Origin of the sequence: Sporosalibacterium faouarense, assembly GCF_016765695.1 — a bacterium.
In the GTDB taxonomy this organism is placed as follows: domain Bacteria; phylum Bacillota; class Clostridia; order Tissierellales; family VENL01; genus Sporosalibacterium; species Sporosalibacterium faouarense.
Window position 1 is genome coordinate 32,736 of the sequence record NZ_JAETGO010000030.1, and the last position, 14,878, is coordinate 47,613.

Below are 14,878 nucleotides of genomic sequence, written 5' to 3' on the forward strand. Positions count from 1 at the left end.
AAAAATATGAGTTTTTGTAGAATTTGTAAAATATATCTATATACAATATCAATTAAAAAATAAAAAATAATAATTAGGGGTGATTTTAATGGCAAATATTTATGACGTAGTAATAATTGGGTCTGGACCTGCTGGATTAGCAGCTGGATTGTATGCTGCTAGAGCTAACATGAAGACTTTGATTCTTGAAAAAGAAAAAGCAGGTGGTCAGATTGTTACAACTGAGGAAGTTGCGAACTATCCAGGATCAATTGAAGATGCAACTGGACCAAGTCTTGTAGCAAGAATGGTAGAACAGGCAGAAGGATTTGGAGCTGAAAAAGTTTTAGATGAAGTAAAGGAAATCAATCTTCAAGACAAGATTAAAGTTATCAAAGGAGAGAAAGCAGAATATCAAGCAAAGGCAGTTATAATTGCTACTGGAGCTAAGCCAAGATTACTTGGTGCACCTGGAGAAAAGAAATTAACAGGTAAAGGAGTATCTTACTGTGCAACTTGTGATGGAGCTTTCTTTGAAGATTTAGAAGTATATGTAATTGGTGGAGGAGACTCAGCAGTTGAAGAAGCTATGTTCCTTACTAAATTTGCTAGGAAGGTTACTATAGTACATAGAAGAGATACCTTAAGGGCTGCTAAATCAATTCAGGAAAAGGCTTTCAAGAATGACAAAATAGATTTCATATGGAATTCTGAAATCAAAGAGTTAAGAGGAGATGGAATATTAGAATCTATGACTCTAAAAAACAGAGAAACAGGAGAAGAAACTGAAATAGTTGCTGATGAAGAAGATGGAACATTTGGTGTATTCGTATTTGTTGGTTATTTACCTCAAACTAGTCTATTTGAAGAAATGGTAGATATGGAAAGAGGATATATAAAAACTGATGATAATATGAAGACTAACATTGATGGTGTATTCGCAGCAGGAGATTGTAGAGTTAAATCGTTAAGACAGGTAGTAACAGCAACTGCTGATGGAGCTATTGCAGCAGTGCAAGCTGAGAAATATATTGAGAATAATTTTGAAGAATAAGTAAAATTAGTTAGCATAATGATTAAATTTAAAAAAATAATAAAAAGTGGAGGGGATTTTAATGTTAGCAGTAGATAAGAAGACTTTTGAAGAAGAAGTATTAAATGCAGAGGGATATGTTCTAGTTGATTTCTGGAGTGAAGGATGCGAGCCTTGTAAAGCATTAATGCCACATATTGAAGAATTAGAAGGTCAATACGGTGAGCAACTTAAATTCTGTAAATTAGATACTACAAAAGCAAGAAGATTAGCAATAAAACAAAAAATATTAGGATTACCTGTTATAGCTATCTATAAAGATGGCGAAAAAGTAGATGAAAAAGTTAAAGAAGACGCTACAAGAGCAAATGTTGAAGAAATGATTAAAAAGTATATCTAATTTTACTTTTTTATAGTAACTATTTAAATAAGGTTTAGCTAATAGCTTACTAATCTAATAAACAAAATATGGCTTTAAGTATATAAATGCGCAAGCATTTATATACTTTGCATATAATATGTAACATTTTATTTTAACAAAAGTGGAAATATCAAGAGGAGGTGAACCTATGCGCTTAGAATTAGGAAACATTCTAATTAAGGATGTTCAATTTGGCGATGTGACAAAAGTAGAAAACAACACTTTATTTGTTAATAAAGAAGAATTGATTAACTTAATATGTGAAGATGAAAACATTAAAAGTGTTGAAGTTGAATTAGCAAAGCCTGGTGAAAGCACAAGAATTACACCTGTAAAGGATGTAATCGAGCCTAGAGTTAAAGTTGAAGGACCAGGAGGGATATTCCCTGGAGTACTTTCTAAGGTAGATACAGTTGGGTCAGGAAAGACTCATGTATTAAAGGGCGCAGCAGTAGTTACAACTGGTAAAGTGGTTGGTTTCCAGGAAGGTATTGTAGATATGACTGGACCTGGTGCTGAGTACACACCATTTTCAAAGCTAAACAATGTTGTATTAGTATGTCAACCAAAGGATGGGTTAAAGCAACATGAGCATGAAAAAGCTTTAAGAATGGCTGGGTTAAAGTCAGCTGCGTATTTAGGAGAAGCTGGTAAGGATGTAACACCAGATGAGGTTAAGGAGTATGAGTCATTACCTCTTCTAAAGAGCGTTGAAAAATATCCTAACCTTCCAAAGGTAGCATATGTTCAAATGCTTCAAAGTCAAGGGTTATTACATGATACGTATGTATATGGAGTAGATGCTAAACAAACACTATCTACTTTAATAAACCCAACTGAAATTATGGATGGAGCTATAATAAGTGGTAACTGTGTTTCTGCTTGTGATAAAAACACAACTTATCACCATTTAAATAATCCAATTATCCATGACTTATTTGAGAAGCATGGTAAAGAGGTAAACTTCGTAGGTATGATAATTACTAATGAAAATGTTTACCTTGCCGATAAAGAAAGATCATCAAACTGGGCAGCTAAATTATCTGAATACCTAGGAGTAGATGGAGTAGTTATATCTCAAGAAGGTTTTGGTAACCCAGATACTGATCTAATTATGAACTGCGTAAAGATTGAGAAAAAAGGTATAAAAACTGTAATTGTTACAGATGAGTATGCTGGTAGAGATGGAGCATCTCAATCATTAGCAGATGCAGACTCATTAGCAAACGCAGTTGTTACTGGCGGTAATGCTAACGAAGTTATTGAGTTACCACCTATGGATAAGATTATTGGATATACACAACCAGTTAATAGTATAGCTGGTGGTTTTGATGGTAGTTTAAAAGAGGATGGTTCAATTGTAGTTGAGCTTCAAGCTATTACTGGAGCCACAAATGAACTAGGATTTAATAAGCTAACAGCAAAAGGATATTAATATAAAATAAAAAACTGAAAGGATGTGCGAAAATGGGACGTTATGATGGCAAAAAAGTTATCATTATTGGAGATAGAGATGGAATACCAGGTCCAGCTATTGAAGAATGTTTAAAGTCTACAGAAGCAGAAGTTGTTTTCTCATCAACTGAGTGTTTTGTCTGAACGGCTGCAGGAGCAATGGACTTAGAAAATCAACAAAGGGTTAAAGATTTAACAGAGAAGCATGGCGCTGAGAACATAGTTGTTCTTTTAGGTGCAGCTGAAGGAGAGGCTGCTGGTTTAGCGGCTGAAACTGTTACAGCAGGAGACCCTACGTTTGCAGGTCCATTAGCAGGAGTCCAGTTAGGACTTAGAGTTTTCCACGTAGTAGAGCCAGAATTCAAGGATGAAGTAGATGCTGAAGTTTATGACGAGCAAATTGGTATGATGGAAATGGTTCTTGATGTAGATGAAATCATTGAAGAAATGACAGATATTAGAGACGAATTCTGTAAATTTAACGACTAATGAAGAATATGACTTTAAAATAACAAATACTAAACCCAAAAACCTAGAGAGGGGGGAAACTAATGAGTAAAATTAAAGTAGTTCACTATATAAATCAGTTCTTCGCTGGAATTGGTGGAGAAGAAAAAGCTGACTACAAGCCAGAAGTAAGAGAAGGTATAGTTGGTCCAGGTATGGAGTTTAACAAGAGATTCGGTGACGAAGCAGAAATAGTAGCAACTGTTATCTGTGGAGACTCTTACTTTAATGAAAACTTAGAAGAAGCACAAGCAGAAGTAATCGAAATGGTTAAGAAATACAATCCTGATATTTTCGTAGCAGGACCAGCATTTAATGCCGGGAGATATGGTGTTGCTTGTGGAACTATAGCTGATGCAGTACAAAATGAATTAGGTATCCCTGTTTTAACTGGTATGTACGAAGAAAACCCTGGAGCAGATATGTTCAAGAAGAGTGTATACATTATATCAACTAAGAACAGTGCAGCAGGTATGAGAAAAGCTGTTAAAGCAATGGCTCCATTTGCTATTAAGTTAGCTAAAGGTGAAGAAATCGGAGCACCAGATGAAGAAGGATACTTCTCAAGAGGTATAAGAAAGAACTATTTTGCAGAAAAAAGAGGTGCTGCAAGAGCTGTTGACATGCTTGTTAAGAAACTAACGGGCCAGGACTTCACTACAGAATTCCCAATGCCTGACTTTGACAGAGTAGATCCAAATCCAGCTGTTAAAGATATTTCTAAGGCAAAAATAGCTTTGGTTACTTCTGGAGGTATTGTACCAAAGGGTAACCCAGATCATATAGAATCTTCAAGTGCTTCAAAGTATGGTAAGTACGATATTGATGGTGTTATGGATTTAACAGAAGAGACCTATGAAACAGCTCATGGTGGGTACGACCCAACATATGCTAACAATGATTCAGATAGAGTACTTCCTGTTGATGTACTAAGAGATATGGAAAAAGAAGGTAAGATTGGAGAATTATATAAGTACTTCTATACTACAACTGGTAACGGTACTGCTGTTGCAAGCTCAAAAGCATTTGCAGCAGAATTTGCTAAAGAACTAGTTGCAGATGGAGTAGATGCAGTTATATTAACATCTACCTGAGGCACTTGTACACGTTGCGGTGCAACAATGGTAAAAGAAATAGAACGTGCAGGAATTCCTGTAGTTCATATGTGTACAGTAGTACCTATCTCATTAACAGTAGGTGCAAATAGAATAGTTCCAACTATTGCTATTCCTCATCCACTTGGAAACCCAAGCTTAGATGCAGCTGAAGAAAAAACCTTAAGAAGAAAATTAGTTGAGAAAGCTTTAGTAGCTTTAGAAACTGAAGTTGATACTCAAACTGTTTTTGACAAGTAATTAAAGTGGCTATATGCTATAAGCTTTAGCTAGCTAACTTTTAAATCATAGAGGGTGATGGCAACATCACCCTTTTAAAAGTAATAATAAACTTTCATAAACTAGGGGTATGTTTGAATGAATATATGAAATACTTAGTAAAAATCGGTGACTTTTTTGATATGTTCATTTAAACTACTTTAACTTTTTTTAAAATTTTCGGAGGTGAATATAATGGCATTTTCTGTAGTAAAGGGAGCTGGATATGTATTAGTACATACGCCAGACATGATAATTCATAATGGAACAACACAAACATCTGAGAGAATAGTTAATCCAGAGTCAGAGTATTTAAAAAAATTACCTGAGCATTTAAGAAGTTTTGAAGAAGTAGTAAGTTATCCACCAAACCAAACATATATTGGAAACATAACCCCAGGAGATTTATCTGAGTATAAGATGCCTTGGTATGATAAAAAGATAGATGATGCAGGTAGATTTGGTAAATTTGGTGAGATAATGCCACAGGATGAATTTATAGGACTTCTAAAAATAGTAGATGTATTTGATCTTGTAAAGCTTAATAATGAAATCACAAAAGTCGCTAAAGAAAAGCTAGAGAACCATCCTTTAATTACTGATGAAATGGTTGCTAAACTTAAAGAAGGCGACGAGATGGAAGATATAAATAAAGCAATAAATGAGCTTCACGCTGAGCCAATATATAATAATAATAAAATAGTTGGTTGTGTCAAAAGAGCTCATGAAATTGACATTAACTTAAATGCACATACAATATTTGAGAATCTAGTAGTAAAGGCTTCTGGTGTACTAGCTATGCTAAACCTTATTAATAAAAATGATATAAACCCAGAAGATATTGGCTATGTAATAGAGTGTTCAGAGGAAGCATGTGGAGATATGAACCAAAGAGGCGGAGGTAACTTTGCAAAATCTATCGCAGAGGTAGCAGGTTGTGTAAATGCCACTGGTTCAGATACAAGAGGTTTCTGTGCAGCACCTACCCACGCTTTAATTGAAGCATCTGCATTAGTTCAAGCTGGAGTATATGAAAATGTAGTGATTGTTGCTGGTGGAGCAACTGCAAAGCTAGGAATGAATGGTAAAGACCACGTTAAAAAAGAAATGCCAGTCCTTGAAGATGTTTTAGGGGGATTTGCTGTACTAGTGAGCAAAAACGATGGAGTTAACCCAGTATTAAGAACTGATTTAGTAGGTCGTCATACAGTAGGTACTGGTTCATCACCTCAAGCAGTAATTACTGCTTTAATTACTGCACCACTAGATAAAGGTGATTTAAAGATTACAGATATAGATAAATACTCAGTAGAAATGCAAAATCCAGATATAACTAAGCCAGCAGGAGCAGGAGATGTTCCAACATCTAACTATAAGATGATAGCTGCTCTTGGAGTTAAGAGAAAGGAATTAGACAGAAAAGAATTACCTAATTTTGTTAAAGAACATGGTATGCCAGGTTGGGCGCCAACTCAAGGACATATACCTTCGGGAATTCCTTATGCAGGATTTGCTAGAGAAGCAATGGCAAAGGGTGAAATCAGTAGAGCTATGATAGTTGGTAAAGGAAGTCTTTTCCTTGGACGTATGACTAATCTATTTGATGGTGTATCTATAGTATTAGAAAAAAATAGTGGAAAAGTTGACGAAGGAAAAGGTGTGTCAGAAGCAGAAGTTAAGGGATTAGTAGCAGAGGCGATGAAAGAATTTGCGTCACATCTATTAGGAAATTAGAGGTGATATAAAATGGCAGATAATAATGTAAAACAAATGATTGGGAAAGTATTTAATGATATTGCTGAAGGTTTGGAGACAGGTCAGTTTGGAGAAAAAGTCAGAGTAGGTATTACAATTTTAGGAAGTGAGCATGGTGTAGAAAACCTTGTTAAAGGTGCAGAGATGGCTCAAAAAAGAAATAGTACAATGGAAGTTGTTCTAATAGGACCTAAAGTAGATACTGACTTAAAAATAGTTGAAGCTAATACTGAAGAAGAGCAACATAAAAAAATGGAAGAGCTATTAGACAGTGGAGAAATCCAAAGTGCTGTAACTATGCACTATAACTTCCCCATAGGAGTATCAACAATAGGAAGAGTCGTTACTCCAGGTGTTGGGAAAGAAATGTTTATAGCTACTACAACAGGAACATCATCACCTCATAGAGTGGAAGGTATGGTCAAAAATGGTGTATACGGTATAATAACTGCAAAATCTATGGGCATTGAAAATCCAACTGTAGGAATTTTAAATGTTGATGGAGCAAGACAAGTAGAAAGAGCATTAAAAGAACTTAAAACAAATGGATATGATATAAACTTCTCAGAATCAATGAGGGCTGACGGTGGATCAGTAATGAGAGGGAATGACCTACTAACAGGAACTCCAGATGTAATGATTACTGATTCATTAACAGGAAATCTCTTAATGAAGATATTCTCTTCATATACAACAGGTGGAAGTTATGAAGCTATGGGCTTTGGATATGGACCAGGAATTGGTGAAGGATATGAAAGAACAATATTAATCCTTTCTAGGGCATCAGGGGTACCAGTTGTAGCAAATGCTATTGAGTATGCTGGGGAACTTGCCAAGAATAAAGTAAATGAAATATGCAAAGCTGAATTTAAAAAGGCAAATAAGTCTAAGCTACAAGATATTCTAAAAGGACTTAAGAAAGACAATAAGAAATCTGAAGGTGAAGATGAAGAAATAACTGCACCACCAAAAGAAGTTGTAACAGGTTCAGTTTCGGGTATAGATATAATGGATCTTGAAGATGCAGTTAAGGTCTTATGGAAAAATGGAATCTATGCTGAAAGTGGAATGGGTTGTACAGGTCCTATCGTAATGGTAAATGAAGAAAAATTAGATAAGGCTGTTGGAATACTTGCTAAAGCAGGATACGTAGCTCAAGAATCAGATCCTTGTTAAGTTTTAAGGTAATAGTTCTAAAATAAATTTTGAGACAATTACTCGTCATAAAATTTATATAAGTTAATTAAAAAAAACCATGATTTTCATTTTGGTTTTCACATTATATGAAAAATAAGTAATAATTGTAGCGAAGCCTGCAGAGTTTTTTAGAATCCGCAAAGCTTCGCTCAATTGTTTACTGTCGTATTTTGTATTTATCATAATTACTTTGCTGATTGATATTATTACAAATAATCCCGTAGAGAAAATTGAAGTTGTAATTATTCTTTTAAAAGGGTATAATATCATTGAGGTTGTTTGATTAAATAAAGGAGGGGCAAAAATGAAAAAATTATTAACTATTTCTTTAGTAGCTTTATTATTAGTTACGAGTCTAGCAGGATGTGCTGGAAGTGATAAAGGTGCTGAAATAGCACTTATTACTGACAAAGGTAATATTGATGACAAATCATTTAATCAAGGTGCTTGGGAGGGTGTAGTTGCTTTTGCTGAGAAAGAAGATATTTCACATACATATATAAAGCCTGAAGAGGCGTCAGATGCAGGCTATTTAGCAGCTATTGACCTTGCAGTTACAGGTGGTGCAGAGGTAGTTGTAACGCCAGGATTTTTATTTGAGGTTCCAGTTTATGAAGCTCAAACAAAATACCCTGAGGTTAAGTTTATACTTCTTGATGGAACACCACATACAGCAGACTATGCATCAAATGAAATCAAAGATAATGTTGCAAGTATAATGTACAAAGAAGAACAGTCAGGATTCTTAGCTGGATATGCAGCTGTTATGGACGGAATGACTGACCTTGGATTTATGGGTGGTATGGCTGTACCAGCTGTTCAAGCGTTTGGATATGGATTCCTTCAAGGGGCTGAAGATGCTGCTACTGAGTTGGGATTAGATGATGGAACAATCAAAGTGACATACCATTATACAGGAAACTTTGACGAGAACGATACTAATAAAGCAACAGCAAAAACTATGTATCAAGAAGGTGTAGAAGTAATTTTTGCTGCTGGTGGATCAGTTGGTAAGAGTGTTATGTCAGCAGCTAGTGAGTCAGATGCAAAAGTTATTGGCGTTGATGTTGACCAAAGATATGACAGTGAAACTGTTATGACTTCAGCTACAAAAGGTTTATCAGCTTCTGTAGAAAGTGTACTTGATTCTATTTACAATACAGATAGTTGGGATACTTATGCTGGTAAAACAACATATTTTGATGCTTCAAATGATGGAGTTGGACTTCCAACAGTTGTATTAGGTGAAAGCAACGGAGACGCATTTGATAGATTTGAGAGCTTTGATGAGCAAGCATATAATGAAGTGTTTGCTGAATTAGCAGATGGAAGTGTTTCAGTTACACGTCAAATAGAAGTTGAAGATCCAACAGGATATGCTACAGCTGAAGAGCTTACGAATTCATTAAATCTTGAAAAGGTTAATGTTACTACAAGGTAATAGAATGATTTTAATATAAATCTAAGCTAAGCCTTATGAAATTGAAATTGTTATGTTACAAAATGGAGGAAGGCAAATGTTTTCCTCCATTTTTTATATAGGAAGTTGATGCGAAGTAAAAAAATAATTATAATGGGAAGAGGTTAACGTGGAAAATTATATTGTTGAAATGCTTAATATTACAAAAAAATTTCCTGGTATTATTGCTAATGACAATATTACCTTAAGATTAAAAAAAGGAGAAATACATGCACTATTAGGTGAAAATGGTGCTGGTAAATCTACTCTTATGAGTGTGCTATTTGGTCTTTATCAACCAGAAGGTGGAGAAATAAAAAAGAATGGGAAGATTGTTAATATTAGTAATCCTAATGATGCTAATGCACTTGGCATTGGAATGGTCCATCAGCACTTTAAGCTTGTAGAGATTTTTACTGTACTTGAAAATATAATTCTAGGAGTTGAACCTAATAAGATGGGTTTTCTCCAACAAAAAGAGGCAAGAGAAAAAGTTATGGACTTAAGTGAGAAGTATGGTTTAAAAATAGATCCAGATGCTTTAATAGAAAATATTACAGTGGGAATGCAGCAAAGGGTTGAAATTCTTAAAATGCTTTACAGAGATAATGAAATTTTAATTTTTGATGAGCCTACAGCTGTTTTAACTCCACAGGAAATTAAAGAACTTCTTCATATTATGAAAGAATTTGCTAATGAAGGTAAGTCCATTCTTTTTATCACTCATAAGCTTAATGAAATAATGGAGGTTGCAGATCAGTGTACAGTACTTCGTAAGGGTAAGTACATTGGAACAGTAGATGTCAAGAATACAACAAAAGAAGAGCTTTCAAAGATGATGGTAGGACGTGATATAAGTTTTAAAGTAGATAAAAAGGAACCAGAGGTTGGAGATGTAGTTCTCTCTGTGAAAAATCTTACTGTACCTTCTAAAACTCATAAAAATAATGCAGTAAAGGATGTATCCTTCGATGTTAGAGCAGGAGAGGTGGTTTGTCTTGCAGGGATTGAGGGGAATGGTCAGTCAGAGTTTGTAAATGCCTTGACAGGATTGGAAAAACCAAGTTCAGGAGTTATTAATCTTTGTGGAAAAGATATAACTAAATCTTCGATTAGACAGCGCTCTATAGATGGTATGAGTCATATTCCAGAAGATAGGCATAAGCATGGTCTAGTTTTGGATTATAAATTAGAAGAAAATTTGGTTCTTCAAAGATATTGGCAACCAGAGTTTCAAAACAGTGGATTTATTAAATTTAATGAAGTAAGAAAATATGCAGAAAGACTTATAGATGAATATGATATTAGAAGTGGTAAAGGGTCAGAAACTATTACAAGAAGTATGTCTGGAGGAAATCAACAGAAGGCAATTATAGCAAGAGAAATTGATAAAGAGCACGAACTTCTTATAGCTGTACAACCCACAAGAGGGCTAGATGTAGGTGCTATAGAGTATGTTCATAAACAGCTTATTGCAAGACGTGATGCTGGTAAGGCAGTATTTTTAGTATCATTAGAGCTTGAGGAAGTAATGAATGTAAGTGATCGTATTTTAGTTATATATGAAGGAGAAATTGTTGGTGAACTTGATCCAAAGACAACAACTGTACAGGAACTTGGACTTTACATGTCAGGAGCAAAACGTGATGGCATAAAGGAGAATAAAGATGGAGAATAGAAATATTTTAAAAAATAGAATTAGTTTTAAAAATATAACTCAAAGCAGCGGATTTTCTTCATTCTCATCTGCAGGTATGGCAATTTTACTTGGTTTGATTTTTGGCTTTTTTGTAATGCTGTTTGCTATACCAGGGAACGCATTAGCGGGATTTAGATACGTACTTTTGGGAGGATTCAGTCGCTTTGGTGATGTTTTTTATTTTGCAACTCCGATTTTGATGACAGGTCTATCGGTAGGCTTTGCATTTAAAATGGGACTATTTAATATAGGGGCATCAGGACAGTATACAATGGGAATGTTTTTTGCCCTATATGTAGGATTTATGTGGGAATTACCTAGTAGTGTTCACTGGATTGTAGCAGTTATAGCTGGTATGGTAGGAGGAATGTTATTAGGATTGATTCCAGGTATTTTTAAAGCACTTTTAAATGTAAATGAAGTTATAACAACAATAATGCTCAATTATATAGGAATGTATTTAGTAGATATGTTGGTTCAAGGCAATTCTGTTATGTATATATCTACTAAAACGAGAACAAACTACTTACCCAGTGATGTACAACTACCTTCCCTTGGAATTACGGGTTCTAATGTGAACGTGGGTATTATTCTTGCTATAATTATTGGGATTATTCTTTATATCGTACTTCAGAAGACTACCTTTGGTTATGAATTGAAGGCAACAGGTCTTAACAAGCATGCTAGTGAGTATGCAGGAATGAAAGGAAAAACAAATATAATTATTACAATGGTAATTGCTGGAGGCCTTTCAGGACTTGGAGGAGCATTTGCGATATTGGCACCGTCTGCAATAGCTGGTAGTAGTATGACATATGAACCTATTAATATTATTGCAGCTAATGGATTCAATGGTATTGCAGTTGCACTTTTAGGTAATTCACATCCTATAGGTATTATTTTATCCTCATTATTTATTTCTCATATTCAAAGAGGAGGTACTTTGGCAAGTCTTGTAGGATATAAGCCGGAAATAATAGATGTTGTTATAGCTGTTATTATATACTTCTCTGCCTTTGCTATGATAATGAATGCAGCAATAACTAAATTTATTAAGAAGAAGTTTAGAACAAAAAGCTATCAACAGGAAGTATCAGCAAATACAGAAGAGATTGATACTAATGAAACATCTGATAACGATACAAAGGAGGCAGAATAATGGATACTATATATTATTTGATACAAAATATGCTTCCCGTAGCAATACCACTACTTTTAGTTGCATTAGGTGGTATGTACAGTGAAACTAGTGGTATTATCAATATTGCACTTGAGGGAATAATGCTTTTTGGAGCTTTTTTCGGTGCACTATTTGTTTTCATCGTACAAAATTCAGGCATGGAACCTCAAACTATTTTACTCTTGGGGATGTTAATTGCAGCGATTTCAGGGTCAATATACTCGTTGTTATTATCTTTTGCATCGGTTAATATGAAGGCTAATCAAGTTATTACTGGTACTTCTCTTAATATGCTTATTCCAGCAGTTATATTGCTATTCTCAAAGATGTTCTTTAATAGTGATGGTATAACTACAAATATGAATTTTTATATCAAGGAAATACCTATTTTGTCTAAGATTCCGGTATTGGGAGAGATGTTTTTCCAAAGAACATATCTTACAGTAATGATAGGATTTGCTTTTCTTATAGTTGCTGTTATCGTATTCTATAAAACTAAATTTGGGTTGAGACTTCGTGCGTGTGGCGAACATCCTCATGCTGCTGACTCAGTAGGTATTAATGTTTATAAAATGAGATATGCAGGGGTAACGATCTCAGGTATTTTAGCTGGAATAGGAGGATTTTTCTATTCCGTTGGTGTAATGGACGGAAATGTAAGTGGTCATACTGGAGTAGCAGGATTTGGTTTTTTAGCTTTAGCTGTAATGATTTTTGGGCAATGGAATCCTATTAAGATTCTATTTGCAGCTCTATTCTTTGCTTTCCTTAGAACATTGGCATATTCTATTTCTCTGATACCATTCTTGGATAATTTAGGAATAGATCAGACATATTATAAAATGCTACCATATATTGCTACCTTGATAGTACTTGCATTTACATCAAAGAGATCGAGAGCACCAAAGGCAGAAGGTATACCATATGATAAATCTAAGAGATAGATGGGTATATTAGTTGTGGAATTATGTTTGAATTGAAAATATAAAATAGTATGATAGTTAAGTAAGGAAAGAAATATTTTTCTTATTTAGCTATTTTTTTTGTTCCTTTTATGTAAAGAATGTCTTTTAAATAACATTACTTTTGTAATAGCACTATTTTTGGTATAATAAAATAGAAAGATTCATATGTTTATAGTAAGTGATAGAAAATTGGTGAATACAGGAAATGACATTAATGACAACGTTTTCCTTTATTGCTAATGTTTAAAAATATTTATAATAGTGGGAGTGAAAAATATGAGGCTTGGTTTTGAATTAAACCTAGAGCAATCCCAAAAGTTAATAATGACTCCAGAGCTTAGACAAGCTATTCAAATGCTACAGTTCACCAGTCAAGAATTGTATCAGTTTATAGAAACTGAGATGGAAATAAATCCATTGCTCGAAATGGAAAATAAAAACAATAAGACAGAAAATATTGATGATTATAAAGATAAGAATGAAGATATAGACTGGAAGGAATATTTAGGGAAATATGATGATATAAGTTACAAAGGAAGTATAAAAAGACAAAAAAATGAAAGCCAAGGATTTGAAAGCTATTTATCTTCAAAGGTAACACTTAGGGAACATCTGTTATTCCAACTCAATTTAACGGTATTTTCCGATATAGAGAGAGAAGTAGGAGAGTTAATTATTGAGAGTATTAATAAAAATGGGTATTTGAATACAAATATAGAAGAAATAGCATCACAAGTATCTGTAGAAATTGATAAGGTAGAAAATGTATTAAAAGTGATACAAACCTTTGATCCTATTGGAGTTGCAAGTAGAACCCTTCAAGAGTGCCTTTTAGTCCAATTGGAGATAAAAAAACAGTTAAATGATAATATTAAAAATGTCATTAACAATCACTTAGGAGATGTAGCTAAAAATAGGATATCTAATATATCTAAAGAATTAAATATTCAGAAAAAAGAAGCTCAAGGAATCTGTGATTTAATAAAGACATTAGAGCCTAAGCCTGGAAGGGGATTTGCTAGTGATGAGGATGATATTAAATTTATAACACCAGATTTAACTCTTGAATTTATTGATGGTGAGTATATCATTATTCTAAACGATTCTACAGCACCTAGACTGAATATCAATAAGTATTATAAGCAGTTACTATCAAAATCAAAGGAAGAAAATATTTCTCAATTTTTAAATGATAAATTAAATTCAGCAATGTGGATTATTAGAAGTATTGAGCAGAGAAGAATGACAATTTATAATGTTGCAAAGTCAATTGTAAAGTTTCAGAAGGATTTCTTTGATATGGGTAAAAAGCATTTAAAACCTCTAACATTGAAGGAAGTAGCAGAAGATATTGATGTACATGAATCTACAGTAAGCAGAGCAACTACTGGTAAGTATATTCAAACCCCTAGAGGAATATTTGAGTTAAAGTTTTTCTTTACTAGTGGTGTAGAAGGTCAGGGTGGTGGAGTTTCTTCTACTAGTATTAAATCAATGATAGAAGAATTAATAGAAAAAGAAAAACCCGAAAAACCCTTAAGTGATCAAAGTATTGCTAACTTACTAAAGGAAAAAAATATAAAAATATCTAGAAGAACTGTTGCTAAATATCGAGATGAGTTAAGAATACCTTCTTCTTCTGGAAGAAGAAGATATTAAAAAAATATTTTTCTAATTTACTTGAAATATCCTTTACTCTAACCTATAATAAGAGTGTAAGGATATTTTTTTGAGCATAACGGGACGCCAATGGCATATGCGGGACATTTAATGTCCCTTAGACAAGTTTTCTACTCAATAAACATATGCTATGCCATTTTACATTTGTATTTTAATAATGTCAATATTTAGTTTC

General features: G+C 33.9%; 12 protein-coding genes. All 12 read left to right on the top strand.

Features of this window, described 5'->3' with window-relative positions:
• The first annotated feature begins 88 nt into the window (after positions 1-88).
• The 12 genes from trxB to rpoN all read left to right on the top strand — a co-directional run bounded on the left by trxB (position 89) and on the right by rpoN (position 14,682).
• Positions 89-1,033, top strand: coding sequence for a thioredoxin-disulfide reductase (gene trxB, locus JMO20_RS04580; protein ID WP_202708361.1), 945 nt, complete (start codon positions 89-91; stop codon positions 1,031-1,033).
• 61 nt (positions 1,034-1,094) lie between these two features.
• Positions 1,095-1,412, top strand: coding sequence for a thioredoxin TrxA (gene trxA, locus JMO20_RS04585; RefSeq protein ID WP_202708362.1), 318 nt, complete (start codon positions 1,095-1,097; stop codon positions 1,410-1,412).
• A 169-nt stretch (positions 1,413-1,581) separates the two neighbouring features.
• Positions 1,582-2,868, top strand: a complete 1,287-nt coding sequence (locus tag JMO20_RS04590) for a glycine/sarcosine/betaine reductase component B subunit (RefSeq protein ID WP_202708363.1) — start codon at positions 1,582-1,584, stop codon at positions 2,866-2,868.
• A gap of 32 nt (positions 2,869-2,900) precedes the next feature.
• Complete coding sequence (gene grdA / locus JMO20_RS04595; RefSeq protein ID WP_202708364.1) at positions 2,901-3,377, top strand: glycine/sarcosine/betaine reductase complex selenoprotein A; 477 nt, start codon at positions 2,901-2,903, stop codon at positions 3,375-3,377.
• A 62-nt stretch (positions 3,378-3,439) separates the two neighbouring features.
• Complete coding sequence (gene grdB / locus JMO20_RS04600) at positions 3,440-4,750, top strand: glycine reductase complex selenoprotein B (RefSeq protein WP_202708365.1); 1,311 nt, start codon at positions 3,440-3,442, stop codon at positions 4,748-4,750.
• 213 nt (positions 4,751-4,963) lie between these two features.
• The gene (gene grdC / locus JMO20_RS04605; protein WP_202708366.1) at positions 4,964-6,502 is read left to right on the top strand and encodes a glycine/sarcosine/betaine reductase complex component C subunit beta; all 1,539 of its coding nucleotides are present in this window, start codon (positions 4,964-4,966) and stop codon (positions 6,500-6,502) included.
• A gap of 12 nt (positions 6,503-6,514) precedes the next feature.
• On the top strand, positions 6,515-7,699 hold the full coding sequence (grdD, locus tag JMO20_RS04610; protein ID WP_202708367.1) for a glycine/sarcosine/betaine reductase complex component C subunit alpha: 1,185 nt from the start codon (positions 6,515-6,517) through the stop codon (positions 7,697-7,699).
• Between the two features lie 325 nt (positions 7,700-8,024).
• A complete protein-coding gene (locus JMO20_RS04615) occupies positions 8,025-9,161 on the top strand; it encodes a BMP family lipoprotein (protein WP_202708368.1) in 1,137 nt (378 codons plus the stop codon).
• Positions 9,162-9,309: 148 nt separating this feature from the next.
• Complete coding sequence (locus JMO20_RS04620) at positions 9,310-10,857, top strand: ABC transporter ATP-binding protein (protein ID WP_341533980.1); 1,548 nt, start codon at positions 9,310-9,312, stop codon at positions 10,855-10,857.
• Positions 10,847-12,037, top strand: a complete 1,191-nt coding sequence (locus JMO20_RS04625; RefSeq protein WP_202708369.1) for an ABC transporter permease — start codon at positions 10,847-10,849, stop codon at positions 12,035-12,037. The genes JMO20_RS04620 and JMO20_RS04625 overlap by 11 nt, the downstream gene beginning before the upstream one ends.
• Positions 12,037-13,002, top strand: coding sequence for an ABC transporter permease (locus JMO20_RS04630; protein WP_202708370.1), 966 nt, complete (start codon positions 12,037-12,039; stop codon positions 13,000-13,002). The genes JMO20_RS04625 and JMO20_RS04630 overlap by 1 nt, the downstream gene beginning before the upstream one ends.
• 297 nt (positions 13,003-13,299) lie before the next feature.
• Positions 13,300-14,682, top strand: a complete 1,383-nt coding sequence (rpoN, locus tag JMO20_RS04635; RefSeq protein WP_202708371.1) for an RNA polymerase factor sigma-54 — start codon at positions 13,300-13,302, stop codon at positions 14,680-14,682.
• Positions 14,683-14,878 lie beyond the last annotated feature (196 nt).

Bases quoted from the DNA above. Each gene is read 5' to 3' on its own strand.
- JMO20_RS04590 (WP_202708363.1), top strand. From the start codon at position 1,582: ATGCGCTTAGAATTAGGAAACATTCTAATTAAGGATGTTCAATTTGGC.
- JMO20_RS04630 (WP_202708370.1), top strand. From the start codon at position 12,037: ATGGATACTATATATTATTTGATACAAAATATGCTTCCCGTAGCAATA.
- rpoN (WP_202708371.1), top strand. From the start codon at position 13,300: ATGAGGCTTGGTTTTGAATTAAACCTAGAGCAATCCCAAAAGTTAATA.
- JMO20_RS04615 (WP_202708368.1), top strand. From the start codon at position 8,025: ATGAAAAAATTATTAACTATTTCTTTAGTAGCTTTATTATTAGTTACG.
- trxB (WP_202708361.1), top strand. From the start codon at position 89: ATGGCAAATATTTATGACGTAGTAATAATTGGGTCTGGACCTGCTGGA.
- grdD (WP_202708367.1), top strand. From the start codon at position 6,515: ATGGCAGATAATAATGTAAAACAAATGATTGGGAAAGTATTTAATGAT.
- JMO20_RS04625 (WP_202708369.1), top strand. From the start codon at position 10,847: ATGGAGAATAGAAATATTTTAAAAAATAGAATTAGTTTTAAAAATATA.
- grdC (WP_202708366.1), top strand. From the start codon at position 4,964: ATGGCATTTTCTGTAGTAAAGGGAGCTGGATATGTATTAGTACATACG.
- trxA (WP_202708362.1), top strand. From the start codon at position 1,095: ATGTTAGCAGTAGATAAGAAGACTTTTGAAGAAGAAGTATTAAATGCA.